The organism is Acinetobacter sp. YZS-X1-1, assembly GCF_000804305.1.
Lineage (GTDB): Bacteria > Pseudomonadota > Gammaproteobacteria > Pseudomonadales > Moraxellaceae > Acinetobacter > Acinetobacter variabilis.
Genome location: NZ_JWHB01000004.1, coordinates 16,275 through 34,093, shown reverse-complemented (window position 1 = coordinate 34,093; position 17,819 = coordinate 16,275). Strand labels below are relative to the sequence as shown.

The 17,819-nt window shown below is 45.2% G+C and carries 17 protein-coding genes; 1 reads left to right on the top strand and 16 read right to left on the bottom strand.

The genetic code is table 11. The features are described 5' to 3' along the window. Positions 1 to 58: 58 nt before the first annotated feature. The 16 genes from RJ01_RS03690 to ndhC form a co-directional block, all read right to left on the bottom strand. Positions 59 to 421, bottom strand: coding sequence for a hypothetical protein (locus RJ01_RS03690; RefSeq protein WP_034170091.1), 363 nt, complete (start codon positions 419 to 421; stop codon positions 59 to 61). Positions 422 to 628: 207 nt separating this feature from the next. Next, entirely contained in the window at positions 629 to 922 is a 294-nt protein-coding gene (locus RJ01_RS03685) for a cold shock domain-containing protein (protein WP_034170090.1), read from the bottom strand. A gap of 85 nt (positions 923 to 1,007) precedes the next feature. Beyond that, positions 1,008 to 1,643 carry a uracil phosphoribosyltransferase gene (gene upp / locus RJ01_RS03680; protein WP_004785068.1) on the bottom strand — a complete coding sequence of 212 codons (636 nt, stop codon included), beginning with the start codon at positions 1,641 to 1,643 and terminating at the stop codon, positions 1,008 to 1,010. A 123-nt stretch (positions 1,644 to 1,766) separates the two neighbouring features. Next, on the bottom strand, positions 1,767 to 3,311 hold the full coding sequence (gene nuoN, locus RJ01_RS03675) for an NADH-quinone oxidoreductase subunit NuoN (protein ID WP_004785070.1): 1,545 nt from the start codon (positions 3,309 to 3,311) through the stop codon (positions 1,767 to 1,769). A 3-nt stretch (positions 3,312 to 3,314) separates the two neighbouring features. Then, the gene (nuoM, locus tag RJ01_RS03670; protein WP_004785072.1) at positions 3,315 to 4,928 is read right to left on the bottom strand and encodes an NADH-quinone oxidoreductase subunit M; all 1,614 of its coding nucleotides are present in this window, start codon (positions 4,926 to 4,928) and stop codon (positions 3,315 to 3,317) included. 1 nt (position 4,929) lies between these two features. Next, positions 4,930 to 6,819: an NADH-quinone oxidoreductase subunit L gene (gene nuoL, locus RJ01_RS03665; RefSeq protein WP_034170089.1), complete on the bottom strand. Its 1,890-nt coding sequence runs from the start codon at positions 6,817 to 6,819 to the stop codon at positions 4,930 to 4,932. Continuing rightward, entirely contained in the window at positions 6,816 to 7,124 is a 309-nt protein-coding gene (gene nuoK, locus RJ01_RS03660) for an NADH-quinone oxidoreductase subunit NuoK (RefSeq protein WP_004280769.1), read from the bottom strand. The genes nuoL and nuoK overlap by 4 nt, the downstream gene beginning before the upstream one ends. Continuing rightward, on the bottom strand, positions 7,124 to 7,642 hold the full coding sequence (nuoJ, locus tag RJ01_RS03655; protein ID WP_171056685.1) for an NADH-quinone oxidoreductase subunit J: 519 nt from the start codon (positions 7,640 to 7,642) through the stop codon (positions 7,124 to 7,126). Before nuoJ ends, nuoK begins: the two co-directional genes overlap by 1 nt. Next, the gene (gene nuoI / locus RJ01_RS03650; RefSeq protein ID WP_004785079.1) at positions 7,642 to 8,184 is read right to left on the bottom strand and encodes an NADH-quinone oxidoreductase subunit NuoI; all 543 of its coding nucleotides are present in this window, start codon (positions 8,182 to 8,184) and stop codon (positions 7,642 to 7,644) included. The genes nuoJ and nuoI overlap by 1 nt, the downstream gene beginning before the upstream one ends. 18 nt (positions 8,185 to 8,202) lie before the next feature. After that, entirely contained in the window at positions 8,203 to 9,213 is a 1,011-nt protein-coding gene (nuoH, locus tag RJ01_RS03645) for an NADH-quinone oxidoreductase subunit NuoH (protein ID WP_004785081.1), read from the bottom strand. A 3-nt stretch (positions 9,214 to 9,216) separates the two neighbouring features. Continuing rightward, the gene (gene nuoG, locus RJ01_RS03640; RefSeq protein WP_034170088.1) at positions 9,217 to 11,895 is read right to left on the bottom strand and encodes an NADH-quinone oxidoreductase subunit NuoG; all 2,679 of its coding nucleotides are present in this window, start codon (positions 11,893 to 11,895) and stop codon (positions 9,217 to 9,219) included. 11 nt (positions 11,896 to 11,906) lie between these two features. Continuing rightward, positions 11,907 to 13,238: an NADH-quinone oxidoreductase subunit NuoF gene (gene nuoF / locus RJ01_RS03635; protein WP_005237063.1), complete on the bottom strand. Its 1,332-nt coding sequence runs from the start codon at positions 13,236 to 13,238 to the stop codon at positions 11,907 to 11,909. After that, on the bottom strand, positions 13,235 to 13,744 hold the full coding sequence (gene nuoE / locus RJ01_RS03630; protein WP_034170087.1) for an NADH-quinone oxidoreductase subunit NuoE: 510 nt from the start codon (positions 13,742 to 13,744) through the stop codon (positions 13,235 to 13,237). The genes nuoF and nuoE overlap by 4 nt, the downstream gene beginning before the upstream one ends. A 14-nt stretch (positions 13,745 to 13,758) precedes the next feature. Continuing rightward, positions 13,759 to 15,546, bottom strand: coding sequence for an NADH-quinone oxidoreductase subunit C/D (gene nuoC / locus RJ01_RS03625; protein ID WP_004785088.1), 1,788 nt, complete (start codon positions 15,544 to 15,546; stop codon positions 13,759 to 13,761). Between the two features lie 90 nt (positions 15,547 to 15,636). Continuing rightward, the gene (locus RJ01_RS03620) at positions 15,637 to 16,317 is read right to left on the bottom strand and encodes an NADH-quinone oxidoreductase subunit B family protein (protein WP_004785090.1); all 681 of its coding nucleotides are present in this window, start codon (positions 16,315 to 16,317) and stop codon (positions 15,637 to 15,639) included. 6 nt (positions 16,318 to 16,323) lie between these two features. Then, entirely contained in the window at positions 16,324 to 16,869 is a 546-nt protein-coding gene (gene ndhC / locus RJ01_RS03615) for an NADH-quinone oxidoreductase subunit A (protein ID WP_004785092.1), read from the bottom strand. A gap of 576 nt (positions 16,870 to 17,445) precedes the next feature. On the opposite strand from ndhC, the gene RJ01_RS03610 reads away from it, so the two are divergent. Beyond that, positions 17,446 to 17,802 (top strand): hypothetical protein, encoded by a 357-nt coding sequence (locus RJ01_RS03610; protein ID WP_004785094.1) that lies wholly within the window; start codon positions 17,446 to 17,448, stop codon positions 17,800 to 17,802. The last annotated feature ends 17 nt before the right edge of the window (positions 17,803 to 17,819 follow it).

Sequence of the window (17,819 nt, the reverse complement as noted above, 5' to 3'; positions counted from 1 at the left end):
GTAAGATGCTTTTTTATTTGAATGATGAGACAAATATCTTAGTAAATGAGAACCTAACTTAAATTTCTCCAAAAATCATAAATCCAATTGCTGTTACCAGAATCAACCAAAGTGTAGGACTAAAGAAAATGGTATTGCGTGCCGGATTAACTATCGTAGTAGAAGCTAGAGATGGCAATGCGACTACTTCAGAAACGAACTCTTCCTGACGCTTGATATCCAAACGTACCATATTGTCCAGTTGAATCGCATTTTGCTCTTCAATTATTCTAAATTTAAGTCGTTCTCCGACTTGAGGTACTATTTCAGGTGAAGGTAATTGATCTAACTGAAAATTAAGTTCCTGCGCATTATTTGCCGGTTCAATACTTCCCATCCCTCGTACAGCATCATAGGTTTTAATTCTTCCATCTGTAAACATGATATGTGTCTCTAGACCATTCAACTGATGCGTAGTTTATATGGAAGGGATTAAAGGATATTGTTAAGCTTTGGTGGGTATTTTATTGTTTTCGCAACATTCTATAAGCTTTAGATTACACAAGATTCCTACAACTTACATAAACTTATAATTCGAATAAAAAGGAGGCTTTAAAGCCTCCTTTTGAATGTATTTTCCAAGCAAAAATTAACGCTTTAAATTCGACAATAGTGCTGACGTAATCGAAGTATTGACTGCTACCGCTTTGGCTTTTTTGGCTTTCTTCGATCTATCTTCTACACGCTCAATCTTGATGGCTTTATAGCGATCACCATTTTGAATTACATTGAATTTTACCCGGTCATTACGCTTCGGTTCACCTGAATCGGCGGGGAAATCCGAGATATGAAAAAATACCTCACCCTCAGGTGAAGAAATAAAACCAAATCCTTTTTCTGGATTGTACTGTTTAACTTTTCCTTGGTATTGCTCGGAAGTCATAAACGTCCCCTGCTCTGTATCTGTCAGTATTCAGTATATAAAAAAGAGGCTGTAAAAGCCCCTTTTCTGTTCATTTTCAAAAATATTAGTCTTTTTGAACTGAACCAAAAATCTTGTCACCCGCATCGCCCAGACCTGGAACGATGTAACCATTTTCATTCAAGCCATGATCAATCGCCGCAGTGAAAATCACCACATCTGGATGAGCTTCTTCAACACGTTTAATGCCTTCAGGTGCAGCGACCAATACCATCACACGAATATCTTTACAGCCGCTGGCTTTCAATACGTCAATCGCAGCTACCAGAGAAGAACCAGTCGCCAGCATTGGATCAATGATCATCGCAAGACGGTTTTGTACGTCTGGAACCAGTTTTTTATAGTAAGTACGTGCCTGTAGGGTTTCTTCATCACGTTCCAGACCCAGTACAGAGACTTTGGCACTTGGAATCAGATTCAGGAAACCGTCCAGCATACCAATACCTGCACGTAGAATTGGCACAACAGTAATTTTCTTACCTGCAATACGGTCTACAGTCACCGGTCCGTTCCAGCCATCAATCTCATGTTCAACGACAGGAAGATCCTTGGTCGCTTCATAAGTCAAAAGCATAGTCACTTCCTGAGCAAGCTCACGGAAGTTCTTGGTACTAATGTCAGCACGACGCAGTAAACCGAGTTTATGTCGAATTAAAGGATGACGGATTTCATGGATTGCCACGGGAGAACACCTAGAAGGTTAAAGATAAATTTCCGCTATTATAAAGACTTTTCCGGATTTGTTTAACTAAAAAAGCCCCCAATCGTGGAGGCTTTTTTGTAATAACTTCAAACTTGCGCTGAATTAGTTAAAACCACTTTGAACCAAAGTAAAAATAAACTGTTGTAATTCAGGCGACATTGCGAAGAACGCATAGCGAGACAGCGCAATGATTGGATCCGGATAAACACCGATCACCAGTACCAGTAATGCAACGAGCAATACCATGATACCGCCGACTTTTTGACCCCAGTGATTTACAGCGTCAAGACGTGGTGTTTCTGGTGGAGTCATGTACATGACAACCATCACACGCAGGTAATAGTACAGACCAATACCTGAACCCAGGATGACCATCGCAGCAAGGAACCAAGACTCGCCTGCTACTGCAGTTTTCACCACCAGGAACTTACCGATGAAGCCCGCTGTTAATGGAATACCTGCTAGAGACAGCATCATCACAGTTAATACAGCAGTCAATACTGGACGGCGCCAGAATAGACCGCGGTACTCTGCCAGACTACCTGCTTCATCTGTATTGTTATACGGACTAGACATCAGCGTTACCACGCCGAAAGCACCAATCGTAGTCAATACATACGTGATGATATAGACGTTTACACTTTCGAAAGTCGCGAAACCTTGAACTTGTAAAAAATCTGTATTACGTGCAGATACGATCGCAACCAGTACATAACCGAAGTGAGCAATTGAAGAGTATGCCAAGATACGTTTCAGGTTCACCTGTTTCACTGCAAGCAAGTTACCTACAATGATGGAAAGTACTGCAATCACGCTGATGATAGTTACGAAGCTATCTGACAGGATTAAGCCAGAAGACAATACATAACGTACGAACAGACCTAACATTGCCACTTTAGACACAGTTGCAAGGAAAGTTGCAACTGGCGCTGGAGCACCTGCATATACGTCTGGTGTCCATTTGTGGAATGGAGCCAGTGACAATTTAAAGCCAACAGCGAATACAATCAGCGCCAGACCGATCACCACAGCAGGTTGACTAAACGCAGTCAACAGTTTGCCTGGTTCAGCGACAAAGCTTAGAGAACCTGTATATGCATAAACATATGCCATACCCATCAACAACATTGCAGATGCCGTTGCTGAAAGCACCAGATATTTCACACCTGCTTCTAGCGATTGAGAGCGTTGATGTGTATACGCCAATAAGCCGTATACAGGGATCGACATGAGCTCAAGGCTAATGAAGAAAGATGCATAGTGAGAACTTGCCACCATCAGCATCGCACCCGCAACGGAGGTTAGCATCAGGATGTATAGTTCTTCACGGTTATCTTTATAGGTTTCAATATAAGCATGTGACAAAGTACTGCACGCCAGTGCAGCCACAATAATCACAAACTGATACAGCATCGTAAACGGATCTACGAGGAACAGGTTCATTACATTAGCAGGTGCAAATTGACCCGCTAACAGAACGAACAGAATGTACAACGCCGCCAGGTTTAAACCAATGACTGTCGTAGTCGCAACTAAGTTATGGTTACGCTTAATTGCAGTAAGCAACATCACGACGATCGCAGTCAATGACACGATCATCACAGGTGCTAGAGGCATAAGCTCAGAAAAAGACATTGTGAAGTTCATGGCTTATTGGATCTCCACATTTTCAGCTGAAACGGCAGCTTGCTGCACAGCATCAGCTGCTTCAGACACAGGAATGTAGCTATTCGCTAACCACGCCATGCTTGAGTTAGAAACGTCAAGGAAGCTTTGTGGGTATAGACCAAGCCATGCTAGACCAAATGCACAGATCAGCAAAATTACCACTTCACGTGCATTTAAATCTTTTAACGGATTTGTGTAGTGCTGTTTTTGCTCTTCGTTTGGAACACCAAACAACGCTTTATGGATCAGAATCAAACCGTACAGACCCGCAAATACCAAGCTGATTGCAGCGAGGATTGTGAATGCAGGGAATTTACCGAATGAACCCATCAGGATCAGGAACTCACCAATGAAGTTACCTAGACCTGGAATACCGACAAGCGCCGCGATGAAGAACATCAGGAAGAATGCAAGGTATGGGAACTGACCACGAATACCACCCATCAAACGCATATCACGTGTATGAACACGTTCGTACACCTGACCACACATAATGAACAGCGCCGCAGATGACAGACCGTGAGCCAGCATCATGATCATCAGACCTTGGAAGGTCAGGATGTTACCTGCATAAATTGCAAGTAAAACGAAGCCCATGTGTGAAATAGACGTATACGCCAATAAACGTTTCATATCGGTTTGCTGGAAAGCACACCAAGCACCGTAGAAAATACCGATTAAACCGAAAATGATCGCGATGTCTGCAAACTGTGCAGAAGCCGCCGGGAAGAATGGAATCACGAAACGGATCAGACCGTAGGCAGCTGTCTTAATCAAGATACCTGCAAGGTCAACAGAACCCGCTGTCGGTGCTTGCGCATGCGCATCTGGTAACCAGCCGTGTAATGGGAAAACTGGAAGTTTTACCGCAAAACCGATGAATAGACAGATCATGAATGCATAAGCAACTGCTGGCGCTTGTGTATCCAGCATGTTCGCTACACCCATCAGGTAGTTATAGTCGAAACGGATTTGACCAGTCATGGTGTAGCCTACAGTCACCAGACCGAGGATACCAATCAGCATGACTAAACCTGCCACCTGTGTGTAGATGAAGAACTTGGTTGCAGCATATACACGTGACTTGCCTTCTGCCCCTTTATGACCCCAAAGTGCGATCAGGAAGTAGATCGGCACCAGCATCATCTCCCAGAAGAAGAAGAACAGGAACAGGTCAATCGCCAGGAATACACCGATTACACCACCCAGAGACCATAAAAGGTTCAGGTGGAAGAAACCCACGTTTTTCTGAATCTCACCCCATGAACAGCCTACTGCCAGCACACCAAGGAGTGCAGTCAAGCCAACCATCAGTAAAGACAAACCATCCACTGCAAGGTGAATGTTAATACCCAGGGTTTGAATCCAAGGCAATTTGAACTCGGCTGCCCACGTAGGAGCCGCACCGCCAAGTTCATAGTTATAAGTGCCCGACTGCCAAAGGACGATGGTCAAAACCAGCGTCACTAACATACCAATCAGCGCGATATAACGCGGAAGGTGTTGGTCGAGTTTATCGACCAACCAGCAAATAAAACCTGCAATGAACGGAATGAGGATCAGAGCCGGCAAAATAATATTGTTTGGAGCTTCCATTTTATTTCCCCACTACCTGAATCACGAGCAAGATCATCAGTAGGACAACGACACCGAGCCCCATACTAGATGCATATTCACGCAGTGAACCTGTTTGACGTGAACTGGTAAAGCTATGACCACCTTTAACCAGTGCAGGCAGCACTAGCCAGAAGCCATCAATCGGATCACGGCCGAACAGTTTCGCGAAGAACAAATAAGGCTTCACAAAAACGATGTCATACAGCTTGTCGAAACCAAGTGCATTACGGCAGATGTTGGTAAGACCCGCACCCAGAGAAGTTTTCGCAAAAGATTTCACAGCGTTGTAAGCAAAAGCAAACAGCACTACGCCAATTGCAAGACCTACCAGTGCAATACCTACTGCTGTGTACTCTGCAGTATGCATGCCATGTTCAAGTGCTTCCGGAATTTCAAATGCAGGAAGTTTAGCCGCATTCAAAATGCTTTCCACAGGCGCTTTTAATGCCGCACCCACGAAAGTTGAAAGTACTGCAAGAATTGCCAATGGCCCCCAGTAAGTTACACCCTTGATTACATGGTAAGGTGTGTTTTCTTTACCGAAGAATACAACCCAGATTAGACGGAATGTATAGATCGAAGTCAGGAACGCACCGATTACACCCACCCAGTAAAGTGTGCTGTAAACTGCAATTGATTGGCCTTGTACCCATACCGCACCCAGGATTGCATCTTTTGAGAAGAAGCCCACAGTGATGAATGGAATTGCAGCCAATGCACCGCCACCAATGGCGAAACATGCAAACAGGAACTTGTTCTTGTAGAACAGACCGCCCATTTTGAAGATGTTTTGTTCGTGGTGGTAAGCCAGAATCACTGCACCAGAAGACAAGAATAATAATGCTTTGAAGAATGCGTGAGTCAGCATGTGGAACAGACCCGCTTGGTATGCTTCAGCACCTACAGCCATAAACATGTAGCCCAACTGACTCATAGTTGAGTAAGCCAGAATACGTTTGATGTCTGTTTGTACTAATGCAGCAAAACCAGCTACCAGTAATGTCACTGCACCAGTAATCGAGATGAACATCATCACTTCAGGCGCAAGCTCAAATACTGTGAATAGACGACAGCACAGGTAAACACCTGCTGTTACCATTGTCGCAGCGTGGATCAATGCAGAAACAGGAGTCGGACCTGCCATCGCATCTGCCAACCATGTTTGTAACGGGATCTGCGCAGATTTACCAGCAGCACCTAGGAACAACATTAGTGCAGTCCAGATGGTCAATGATGAGCTTTGAGTCATCACAGTCGCAGCATTTTCTACGATGTACTGAGTATTCAATGTACCGAATTGCTGGAACAGCAAGAACATGGCGATCAACAGGAATACGTCACCAATACGGGTAACGGTAAATGCCTTGATCGCTGCCACACCGTTTGCAGGGTTTTGGTAGTAATAACCAATCAGCAGATAAGAACACAGACCTACACCTTCCCAACCCAGGAATAACAACGCCAGGTTGTCACCCAGTACCAGCAATAACATGCTTGCAACGAACAGGTTGAAGTAAGAGAAGAAACGTGCGAAGTCTTGTTCACCACGCATGTACCATGATGCAAAGATATGGATCAGGAAACCAACGCCTGTCACCATGCCCAGCATCAACAGAGACAAACCGTCCAGGTGCAGGCTAATGCCCGGTGCAAAACCACCGACATTGAACCAGGTCCAAAGAGGTTGTACTACTGCGGTAGAACCATTGTTGACAAAGTCCATACCCGCAATGAGTGCGAACAATGCCGATAACCCCACAGCCCCTACACCAATAATGGCTGCAACTGTTTCAGGAAGCTTATGACGCCCTGCCGCTAAAAGGACGAAGCCAATGAGCGGGAATAAAATTGTTAGATATAAATAACTCATCCGCGCATCTCACTAGCAGCATCCACATCCAGATGATGGAAGCGATGATAGAACTGAAGGACGATCGCAAGACCGATACATGCCTCTGCCGCAGCAAGGGTCAGAATCAGGATAAACATGATTTGACCATCAGGCTGTGCCCATGCACTGCCCGCCAGGACGAATGCCAAAGCAGCAGCATTCATCATGATTTCAAGGCTCATTAAAATGAATAGCAGGTTGCGTCGCACCATTACACCGTAAAAACCCAGTGCAAAAAGAATGGATGCAACGATCAAACCATGCTCTAAAGGGATGTTGCCCATTATTGTTGTTCCTCTTCTGCACCTGGTTCACGTTTACCCAAATGGAATGCTGCAACAAGTGATGCAAGCAATAACATCGCGGCAACTTCTACCAACAATAAGTATTGCGTAAAGAGTGATTGACCTACCGCTTTAGGACCGACCATTTCAGTGCCCATCACCATTGAAGGCTGTACGTAGTCTGATTTAAGTACCCAAACCAGGATCAGACCAATCAGGAAGCTCATCAATGCCGGATAAGCCCAAGCCGATGAAGTCAACCATTTGCGTTCCTGAGCAACAGTCTGTTCGCCCAGGTTCAGCATCATTACCACGAACACGAATAACACCATGATCGCGCCAGCATAAACGATGACTTCAAGTGCGCCCGCAAACGGTGCACCCACGATCAGGAACAGTCCTGCTACAGCAAGGAGTGAAACGATCAGGCTTAATAAAGCATGTACCGGATTCGTGTTAGTTACCACACGAACCGTAGAGACGATGGCCACAAGGGCCATTAAATAAAATGGCCACATCATGGTAATAGACTCCGTACATCAACAGGTGCACTTTCACGCTGTGCCTGACCTTTGTCCTTACCAGCAACTGCCATACCGGTTACACGGTAGAAGTTATAGTCAGGATATTTACCAGGACCAGAAATCAGCAAGTGTTCTTTTTCGTAGACTAGGTCTTGACGAACATATTCACCTAATTCGAAATCTGGTGTCATTTGAATCGCAGTCGTAGGACATGCTTCTTCACACATACCGCAGAAAATACAACGAGAGAAGTTGATACGGAAAAACTCCGGATACCAACGACCATCTTCACGTTCTGCTTTTTGGAGTGAAATACAGCCTACCGGACATGCAACCGCACACAGGTTACATGCCACACAACGCTCTTCGCCATCTGGGTCACGCGTTAATACGATACGACCACGGAAACGTGGTGGCACGATTTCTTCGGCTGGCACTTCCGGATATAAAATGGTGTCACGTTTGCGCGTTGCATGGGTAAATACCATAAACAACGTACGAACGATTGACCCGAATCCAGCTAGAAATTTAAACATTTTGTTCTCCCTGCTGTCTTAGGCCTGATTCAACAGAATCACAGCACCAGTCACCAAAAGGTTAACCAACGCCAATGGCAAGCAAATTTTCCAACCAAAGTTCATCACCTGGTCATAACGTGGACGCATTAAAGAACCACGCGCCAATACAAACATCATTACGAAGAATGCTGTTTTAATAATGAACCAGAATGCTGGTGGAAGGAAATCAAGACCAAATGGTGCTAACCAGCCACCGAAGAACAGGGTTACGATCAATGCAGAGATCAGTACTACGTTCACGTATTCCGCAACGAAGAACATACCCCATTTCATACCGCCATATTCTACGTGGTAACCTTCCGCCAGTTCCTGTTCTGCTTCTGGTTGGTCAAATGGGTGACGGTGAGTTACCGCAACACCTGCAACCACGAAGATCAGGAAGCCTAAGAACTGAGGAATGATAAACCATACATCTTTCTGTGCTTCTACGATTTCACGCATGTTGAATGAACCGGCAATTGCCACTACACCCATCAGGGAAATACCCAAGAACACTTCATAAGAAATAGTTTGTGCTGCTGAACGTAGACCACCAAGCAATGCGTATTTGTTGTTAGAAGACCAACCACCAAACAGTACTGCATATACCGCAATACCTGCCATTGCCATGAAGAACAACAAACCGATACTCATGTCTGCAACACCTAGATAAGGTGACACAGGAATAACCATGAAGGACAGCACCGCAGTTGCCATCGCAACTGCTGGAGCCATACGGAAAGTCAATTTATCAGCAAACTTTGGTGTCCAGTCTTCCTTGAACATGATTTTTAGCATGTCGGCAACAATCTGGAACATACCGCCCGGACCGACACGGTTCGGACCGTAACGGTCTTGCCACAAGCCGAGTAAACGACGTTCAATAAAAGACATCAACGCAGCGATCAGTACTACAACCAGTAAGATCACGATCGCTTGAAGTACTGAATAGGCGATTGGCCAGTTTTCAGCCCACAGCGGCGTTTGACGGATTAATTCTTGTTCCATGAATTACGCTCCTACCGCGACTGAAACAGGCTCTGCAAGAGATACCGTTGGTGCAAGACCAATTGGGTAGCCAATATAACCTGTTGGTAAGTATTCAATCACTTGTACAGGAAGAACGATTGAAGCCTCGCCTGCTTTCACAGTGATCTTCTGACCGTCTTGCAGGTTCAAGCGTGTAGCATCCTGTTCGCCCACTGCAAATACTGCATCAGGAATACGTGATTCCATTGCCGGAGTTTTAATGGTGAACTCGCCAGATGCAAAGATGTGATGCATTGGCACCAGACGGAAGCTTTCAGCATTTACAAGCACAGGTGCTGGTGCAACGAAGCTACGCGCTGGACGTTTTGGTAAACGGTCGAATAAACGAACGCCTGAATCACCGCCTTTTAAGTGACCGCCCACTTCATCCTGGTATTTGTTCCAGGCTTGTGGTGAGTTCCAGCCTGCAGCCCAAGCAAATGGTACCAGTGAAGATGGAGTCTCATCACCGACATAACCTTCCATAGAGAATGTTAATGCAGTGTCTTTATCAGTAGGCTGTTTCGGCTCATGTACAGACAATGGCGCACGCATCGAAGTACGACCTGAATAACGACGTGGTTCACGTGCCACTTTCAGACCATGGACACGGAAGCCTGCATCTGGTGCTACATCCAGAATACCTTCAAGTGCAGGAACGTTGCTTGCTACTGACTCGATCACATCATCCAGCACAGTCCAAGAAATCGCTTTGCCTTGTACGCCTGTTTCCAGTGCGTGTAACCAGCGCCAAGATTCTTTGATTGCCAGTTCCGGGTTGTAGTAGTTAGGGTCATACACTTGGTAGAAACGTTGTGCACGGCCTTCTTGAGAAACGACAGTACCATCACCTTCAGCAAATGAAGCAGCAGACAATACGATGTTGGCTTTCTTCACAGTCGCAGTTTCAGAGTGATCCAATACGATCACCTGTTTGCCTGCAAGCGCAGCATCAACCTGAGCTACTGGTAAACGACGGTATAGATCGTTTTCTACAATTACGACAGTGTCATAGTCTTGTGCAAATGCTTGTTCAAGGCTTTGACCACCGAAGATTGCCAGCCCCATTGAGTTCACTTCAGGAACAGTCAAGGTCAAGCCCGCATTACCTAGGTTTTGTGCTACTTGTGCAGCAGCTTCCATGATAGTTGCGTCTTGTAGACTTGTGCCAGAGATGATCAGTGGTTTCTTGGCAGCTTTTAGCGTATCTGCTATGGTTTGTGCAAATGCTTTCGCATCGTCATCAAGACCAGTGATGACTTCACCTTTCACGCCCGCAGCAATCGCGAAGCCTAAACGTGCGATATCGTTTGGAGAAGCAACCACTTCACCTTCCGCAACGTCAGACAAACGTGTTTGTGTTGCAGCCAGAATGTAAATCGGAGATTTCGCATCTTGGGCAATACGTTGTACAGGTTCAGCCAGCCATTCTTGGGTACGGCGCTCTGCAGCCATTTCCTTGCCTTTATTTTTCGCAGCTTGGCGAACAGATAAAGCCATACGTGGCGCAGTTTGAGTCAGGTCTTCACCTAGAATCAGTACCGCATCATAGCTTTCGATTTCACGCATGTTCGGGTTATAGACACCCTCGGTTTGCATGATCGATGCAGCCAGTTCAACCAGATTTTGCTCTTTTTGAGCCATACCGGTTGAATAGTTATCTTGACCAACTAATTCACGTAGCGCGAAGTTAGCTTCAAGTGATGCACGTGGTGAACCGATCCCCAGAACTTTTTTGCCCTGGATTTTCGCAATCACAGTATCCAATGCTGTATCAACAGAAACTGTTTCTACATTCGTGCCAGTACGGAACTGTGGCTGACGTGGACGGTCTTTACGGTTTACATAACCGGTACCGAAACGGCCTTTATCGCACAGGAAGTATTGGTTAACTTCACCATTGAAACGGTTTTCAACACGGCGAAGCTCGCCATAACGCTCACCTGGAGAGATGTTACAACCTGAAGAACAGCCATGACATACGCTTGGTGCGTACTGCATGTCCCATTTACGGTTATAGCGTTCCGAGTGAGTCTTATCGGTGAATACACCAGTCGGACACACTTCAGTTAGGTTACCTGAGAATTCAGATTCCAAAGTACCTGATTCAGGACGACCGAAATAAACGCGAGAAGCGTTCGCATATACACCGAAATCCGTACCGCCCGCATAGTCTTTGTAGTAACGAACACAACGGTAACATGCGATACAACGGTTCATCTCGTGCGCAATGAACGAACCAAGTTCTTGGTTGTAATGCGTACGCTTGGTGAAACGGTAACGACGACGGTCGTGTTGAGTCATTACTGTCATATCTTGCAGGTGACAGTGACCACCCTCTTCACAGACTGGACAGTCGTGCGGGTGGTTGGTCATCAAGAATTCAACAATCGAAGCACGAAAATCTTTCGCTTCTTTGTCTTCAATCGAGATGTAGGTATTGTCAGACGCAGGCGTCATACATGACATGACCAAACGGCCACGCGTATCTTCTGGATTCGCGTATTGAGTCACAGCACATTGACGGCAAGAGCCGACAGAACCTAAGGATGGATGCCAACAAAAGTATGGGATGTCGATGCCCAGACTCAAACATGCTTGTAGCAAGTTCTCTGAGCCGTTGACTTCATACGATTTTCCATCGACATGAATTGTAGCCATAGTCGAATTCCTTAAGCTTGTTCTACGTTGCTAGTTTGAGCTGCGGCATTCACCACTTTCGCTTCAAACTCGCCACGGAAATGTTTGAGTGCGCCCATTAACGGTTCCATCGCACCTGGTGCGTGAGCACAGAAAGTTTTACCAATCCAAAGCTTACGGGTAAGCTCTTGTAAGTGATCGATATCTTCTTTCTTACCTGTACCATCTTCAAGTGCTTTCAGCGCTTTCACCGCCCAAGGCAGACCATCACGGCAAGGTGTACAGAAACCACAAGATTCACGCGCAAAGAATTCTTCTAGGTTACGTGTTGCTGAAACCATACATTGAGTTTCATCAACTACCATCAATAGACAGGTACCTAAACGTGAACCTGCTTTCATGATGCTTTCCGCATCCATCGGAAGATCGATATGCTCAGCAGCCAGGAAGTCAGTTGATGCACCACCGGGTAACCATGCTTTCAGCTTCAGGCCGTCACGCATACCACCAGCATGTTCTTCAATCACTTCACGTGCGGTTGTACCGAATGGCAGCTCCCAAAGACCTGGGAATTTCACCTTACCTGAAGCACCATAAATTTTTGTGCCAGGATCTTTCGATTTGCCTGCAGACAGACCGATGTACCATTCTGGGCCACGCAACATGATGGCTGGCAAGTTGTTGTAGGTCTCTACGTTGTTGACAATCGTAGGACGACCCCAAGCACCTGCAACCTGCGGGAATGGCGGTTTGGTACGCGGGTTTGCACGGCGACCTTCAAGCGAGTTAATCAATGCAGTTTCTTCACCACAGATATAACGACCCGCACCGGTATGCACGTGTAACTCGAAGCTCCAGCCAGAATCCAGGATATTGTCACCCAGATAACCTTTGGCACGAACCTGCTCAAGTGCTTCGTTCAGGTATTTCGCCGCTTCGATGTATTCACCACGGATGAAGATATAACCTTGAGTTGCTTCAAGGGTATAAGCTGCAATCAGCATACCTTCGATCAGCTGGTGAGGAAGATCTTCCATCAACAGACGGTCTTTGAAGGTACCTGGTTCCATCTCATCGGCATTACAAATCAGGTAACGTGGACCTGAATTGTCATTTGGCGCCATCAGCGACCATTTGATCCCTGCCGGGAAGCCTGCACCACCACGACCTTTTACGGTTGCTGCTTTTACAACTTCCAGCACTTCTTTCGGTGTCATAGACAGGGCTTTTTTAAAGCCTGCATAGCCTTCAAGCGCTTCGTAGTCATCAACGTGACGGACATTTGCTTGTTTGCTTAGACGCCAAGTCAGTGGATGCGTTTCCGGGTTACCGTCGCCATAAATTGGTTTTGGTTCGGTATTCATACATACTTCTCCAATAACTGTTTAATTGATGTCACTTCCACGAGACCGTGAGTGTCTTCATCAATCATGAGGGTTGGACCTTTGTCACAGTTACCTAGGCAGCAAATTGGAAGCAAGGTAAAACGACCATCCGCTGTGGTTTGGCCGAACTGGATACCCAATTCACGCTGGAATGCTTCTGCTAAAGTCTCCGCACCCATCAAGAAACACGCAATTGAGTCACACAGTAAAATTACGTGACGACCCACTGGCTGACGGTAAATACGGTTATAGAACGTTGCAACCCCTTCCAAATCGGCAAGGCTCATGCTGAGCATTTGCGCAATGGCATTCATTTGAGCATCGTCTACCCAGCCATTACGGCGTTGTACACACTTCAGCGCATCAAGACACGCTGCACGTGGGTACGGGTAATGCTCAATGTGATGTTCAATTTCATGGATTTCTTCCGAAGTTAAAATCCCTTCAACATTCACACGTGGCTTTTTATCAGTCAAAATCATCATAATGCGTTTACCCCTTAGCGATCCACGTCAGCCATTACGACGTCGATTGTCGCTAAATAAATGATTAAGTCAGATACAAGACTGCCGTTAATCACAGAAGGCATTTGCTGTAAATGCGTGAAAGTTGGTGTACGAATACGGGTACGGTAACTCATGGTTGACTTGTCTGAAGTCAGATAATAAGTTGACGCCCCTTTCACCACTTCTGCCATCACAGATGATTCACCTGCAGGCATTACAGGACCCCAAGAAACGCTCAAGAAGTGCGTAATCAAGGTTTCAATATCTTGTAATGTTTTGTCTTTTGGTGGTGGAACAGCCAGTGGATGGTCTGCTTTGTACGCACCAGATGGCATATTCTCTAGACACTGCTTAATGATTTTCAGTGACTGTTCGATTTCACGGAAGTGAACAATCACACGAGCATATGCATCGCCTTCGTACTCAACTGGCACTTCGAAGTCATAGTTTTCATAACCACTGTATGGACGGTATTTACGAACATCAAAGTCGATACCTGTCGCACGCAGACCAGTACCTGTTACACCCCATGCCAATGCAGATTTCGCATCGTACTGAGCCACATTACGGGTACGACCCACAAATACAGAGTTTTTCAGTGCTGCAGTATAGTATTCGTTCAAACGCTTAGGCATCCAGTCGAGTAAGTCTCGAACCAGTTTTTCCCAACCATTTGGCAAGTCATGTGCAGTACCACCGATACGGAACCATGCTGGATGCATACGGTAACCGGTGATCGCTTCCACGATGTCATACACTTTCTGACGGTCAGCGAACATATAGAATACTGGGGTCATACCGCCGGCATCCTGAATCGCAGTACCGATGTACAGCAAGTGGTTATTGATACGGAACAATTCCGACATCATGACACGGATACATTGTGCGCGGTCTGGCACAGTAATGCCTGCCAATTGTTCCACACCCATCACATACGGCATGTTTTGAGCACAACCACCCAAATAGTCCACACGGTCAGTATACGGAATGAATGAATGCCAAGTTTGACGTTCAGCCATCTTTTCCACACCACGGTGGTGATAACCAATATCTGGCACACAGTCTTTCACTTCTTCACCATCCAACTGCAAAATTACACGGAACGCACCGTGCGCAGACGGGTGGTTAGGACCCAAATTCAGGAACATGAAGTCTTCGTCTTTATTACCACGCTTTAAGCCCCAATCTTCAGGCACAAAGCGAAGGTGTTCTTGCTCGAAGTCTTGTTTGGCTTGGTTCTGCATATACGGTGTATATTCCGTTGCACGTGCAGAATATTCTTTACGTAGCGGGTGACCTTCCCAGTAGGTTGGCAACAAGATACGACGGAGCATTGGATGCCCTTCGAAATTGATGCCGAACATGTCATAAGCTTCACGCTCATACCAGTTCGCATTTGGCCAGATATTCGTTGCGGTCGGAATATTCAGATCGCTGTCGCTTAATGCAACTTTAATACGAATGTCACAGTTACGCTCTAAAGATAATAAATGATAGAACACTGTGAATTCTGACGCAGGCAAACCGTCACGGTGCGTACGTAAACGCTCATCTACTGCAGACAAGTCGAATAGCATCACGTATGGACGTGGCACGGTACGCAAGAACATCAATACTTCTTGTACACGTGCGCGCTCAACCCAAACTGTCGGGAAATCCTCGAAAGTTGTTTGCACAAAGAAGTTCTCACCAAACTTGGTTTTGAGCTCTTCAATGATGGCAAATGCTGGGCGTGAATCAACTGCTGTTGATTCTGGCATAGCAATGTCAGTTTCAGCCATTGGCTTGGCTTCCTATTTAATACAAATTCAGTCAACCTAAACGACAACTACACCCATAGCGGGTGCACAACAAAAAACCGGTCGTTTAAATTATTTAATTTCATCCATAGAGCGTAAGTTCTTCACAGCCACACGCTGGTCTTTCTTACGGTCACGTTCCGGCATCATCTTTGGCTTATACACTGGCTTAAGATCATCACCGATTACCGCAGACAGCGGACGACGCTCTAATTGAATTTGGTCTTGTAACAGCATTAATGCCTGGATCAATGCTTCAGGACGTGGTGGGCAGCCCGGAACGTATACATCTACCGGAATAATCTTGTCCACACCTTGTACGACTGAATAAATATCGTACATACCACCTGAGTTCGCACACGCACCCATTGAAATAACCCATTTCGGTTCAAGCATCTGTTCATACAGACGTTGAATTACCGGAGCCATTTTCACGAAGCATGTACCTGCTACGATCATCAAGTCTGCCTGACGCGGTGAAGCACGGATAACTTCGGCACCAAAACGTGACAAGTCATGTACACCGGTCAAAGTCGTTGCATATTCAACGTAGCAGCAAGATGTACCAAAGTTAAATGGCCAAACTGAGTTCTTACGACCCCAGTTCACTGCTGTGTGCATTACATCCTCTAGGCGAGTCATGAACACATTTTTATTCACTTCTTCTTCTAGAAGCGGATCTTCTACAACGATACGCTCTTGAAGTGGATATTCATCAGCATTCGGATTCGCACGGGTTAATGTATATTTCATCCCGAGTTACTCCTTATCAGAGGGTTGAACTTGTGATTTTTTCACAAGACCAGATGATTGAGCTGGGATTTGACCAGTTGGATCCATAACCAATTCTTCAACTGAGTTGAAGCGCGTAATTTCTGCAAGATCCATATTTGGCGAACCAATTTTAGCTTTATATCCTGCTGCTTTACGTCTGTCTGAAGGTGCCCAGTTCAGTGCGCCTGTCGATAATTCGTAAACCAAACCAACAAGTAAAACCAAAATAAAGATAGCTGCAGTTGCAAAACCAATCCAACCTACTTCACGAACAGAAGATGCCCATGCATACAGGTAAAGTGCTTCGAGGTCGAAGACTACAAAGAAAATTGCAACTAAATAGAATTTCGCAGACAAGCGGATACGAGCTCCACCTGCGCTGACTACGCCTGACTCAAACTGCTCCTGCTTGGCACGGCCCCATGATTTACCCCCGAGGAGTAATGGGACAGTGAGCATAAAGACGCATAAAAATGTAACGCCGATCACGAAGGCAATAATTGCCCATTCGTATGGAGTAATGGCACTCATGCGGGGATAACTCCTGGCAGGCCGATTTATTAACAAAGAATGTATGTATTGGCCTTCAAATACACCAAACACAAAATTAATCCCGCCAATTGTACCTGATTTTGGATTTCACTTGCTAGTTTATAAGCCTTAGTCTTTTGGATGATTTTTTAGACATTCTTTATTTTATTCTGGCTTTAAGCTCAGAGAATCTCAACCGATCGTTTTTTTAAATTAAAGTTTAAATTTCCATTATTTTTTTCTAAACCCAGATAGACTTTTTAAAGCTTTGCTTAATTAAGCCTCACTCCGTTTACAGTGCCTAGCTATCCACCCAATTAAAAGAAACTTATAAAGAATCAATCAAAAACATTTCACCTTTGCATCATGCTCCGGAAAAATCAGTGTGTTTTTAAAAGATGTTTAACATGAATGTTGTCATTCAATTAGAAGCCTCCCTTTTCTACCCGCTCTCGGTAAGCCTTAAAAGAGCAATTGTGTATTTTTGCAACACGTCCAACAGTTTGATTCAGATTATGATATTTCTATTTTTAAACACACTATGACATTTATAAAGTAACAATAAGGAGTCCATGCATGTCTCTACGATTTACCCATAAACCTGATTATTTTTTCTTTGCTCAATTATTGATGCGACATGTAGAAAGCTATATCCAAAAACATCAGGATGCCAGCAATGCAATCTTTGACTTAGGGGATATTCATAAACTTTTCCAGACAGACTATGCCTCTTCCAGCATTAACCTAGACGGTATTATGAATATTGCCGATGAGTACAAGCTTGAAACCTTATCTGGTGACCAAAAGCTAATCCAAAGCTATCAGGTAGATGTTAAAAATAACAAGCTACTGATCAACTTCAATTCTGATGCCTTAAACAGCCTGAAAGAAGGCAAGCCACTGATTGAACCGGATGCTACCATCCATGAATAATCCCCTTTAAATAGCCA

What these genes read in the sequence shown, in the direction of transcription:
- nuoJ (WP_171056685.1), bottom strand. Translation starts at nt 7,642, where the DNA reads ATGTGGCCATTTTATTTAATGGCCCTTGTGGCCATCGTCTCTACGGTT.
- nuoF (WP_005237063.1), bottom strand. Translation starts at nt 13,238, where the DNA reads ATGAATACCGAACCAAAACCAATTTATGGCGACGGTAACCCGGAAACG.
- nuoI (WP_004785079.1), bottom strand. Translation starts at nt 8,184, where the DNA reads ATGTTTAAATTTCTAGCTGGATTCGGGTCAATCGTTCGTACGTTGTTT.
- RJ01_RS03620 (WP_004785090.1), bottom strand. Translation starts at nt 16,317, where the DNA reads ATGAAATATACATTAACCCGTGCGAATCCGAATGCTGATGAATATCCA.
- nuoN (WP_004785070.1), bottom strand. Translation starts at nt 3,311, where the DNA reads ATGAACTTCACAATGTCTTTTTCTGAGCTTATGCCTCTAGCACCTGTG.
- nuoH (WP_004785081.1), bottom strand. Translation starts at nt 9,213, where the DNA reads ATGGAACAAGAATTAATCCGTCAAACGCCGCTGTGGGCTGAAAACTGG.
- nuoM (WP_004785072.1), bottom strand. Translation starts at nt 4,928, where the DNA reads ATGGAAGCTCCAAACAATATTATTTTGCCGGCTCTGATCCTCATTCCG.
- nuoK (WP_004280769.1), bottom strand. Translation starts at nt 7,124, where the DNA reads ATGGGCAACATCCCTTTAGAGCATGGTTTGATCGTTGCATCCATTCTT.
- ndhC (WP_004785092.1), bottom strand. Translation starts at nt 16,869, where the DNA reads ATGAGTGCCATTACTCCATACGAATGGGCAATTATTGCCTTCGTGATC.
- nuoG (WP_034170088.1), bottom strand. Translation starts at nt 11,895, where the DNA reads ATGGCTACAATTCATGTCGATGGAAAATCGTATGAAGTCAACGGCTCA.
- nuoL (WP_034170089.1), bottom strand. Translation starts at nt 6,819, where the DNA reads ATGAGTTATTTATATCTAACAATTTTATTCCCGCTCATTGGCTTCGTC.
- RJ01_RS03685 (WP_034170090.1), bottom strand. Translation starts at nt 922, where the DNA reads ATGACTTCCGAGCAATACCAAGGAAAAGTTAAACAGTACAATCCAGAA.
- nuoE (WP_034170087.1), bottom strand. Translation starts at nt 13,744, where the DNA reads ATGATGATTTTGACTGATAAAAAGCCACGTGTGAATGTTGAAGGGATT.
- RJ01_RS03610 (WP_004785094.1), top strand. Translation starts at nt 17,446, where the DNA reads ATGTCTCTACGATTTACCCATAAACCTGATTATTTTTTCTTTGCTCAA.
- nuoC (WP_004785088.1), bottom strand. Translation starts at nt 15,546, where the DNA reads ATGGCTGAAACTGACATTGCTATGCCAGAATCAACAGCAGTTGATTCA.
- RJ01_RS03690 (WP_034170091.1), bottom strand. Translation starts at nt 421, where the DNA reads ATGTTTACAGATGGAAGAATTAAAACCTATGATGCTGTACGAGGGATG.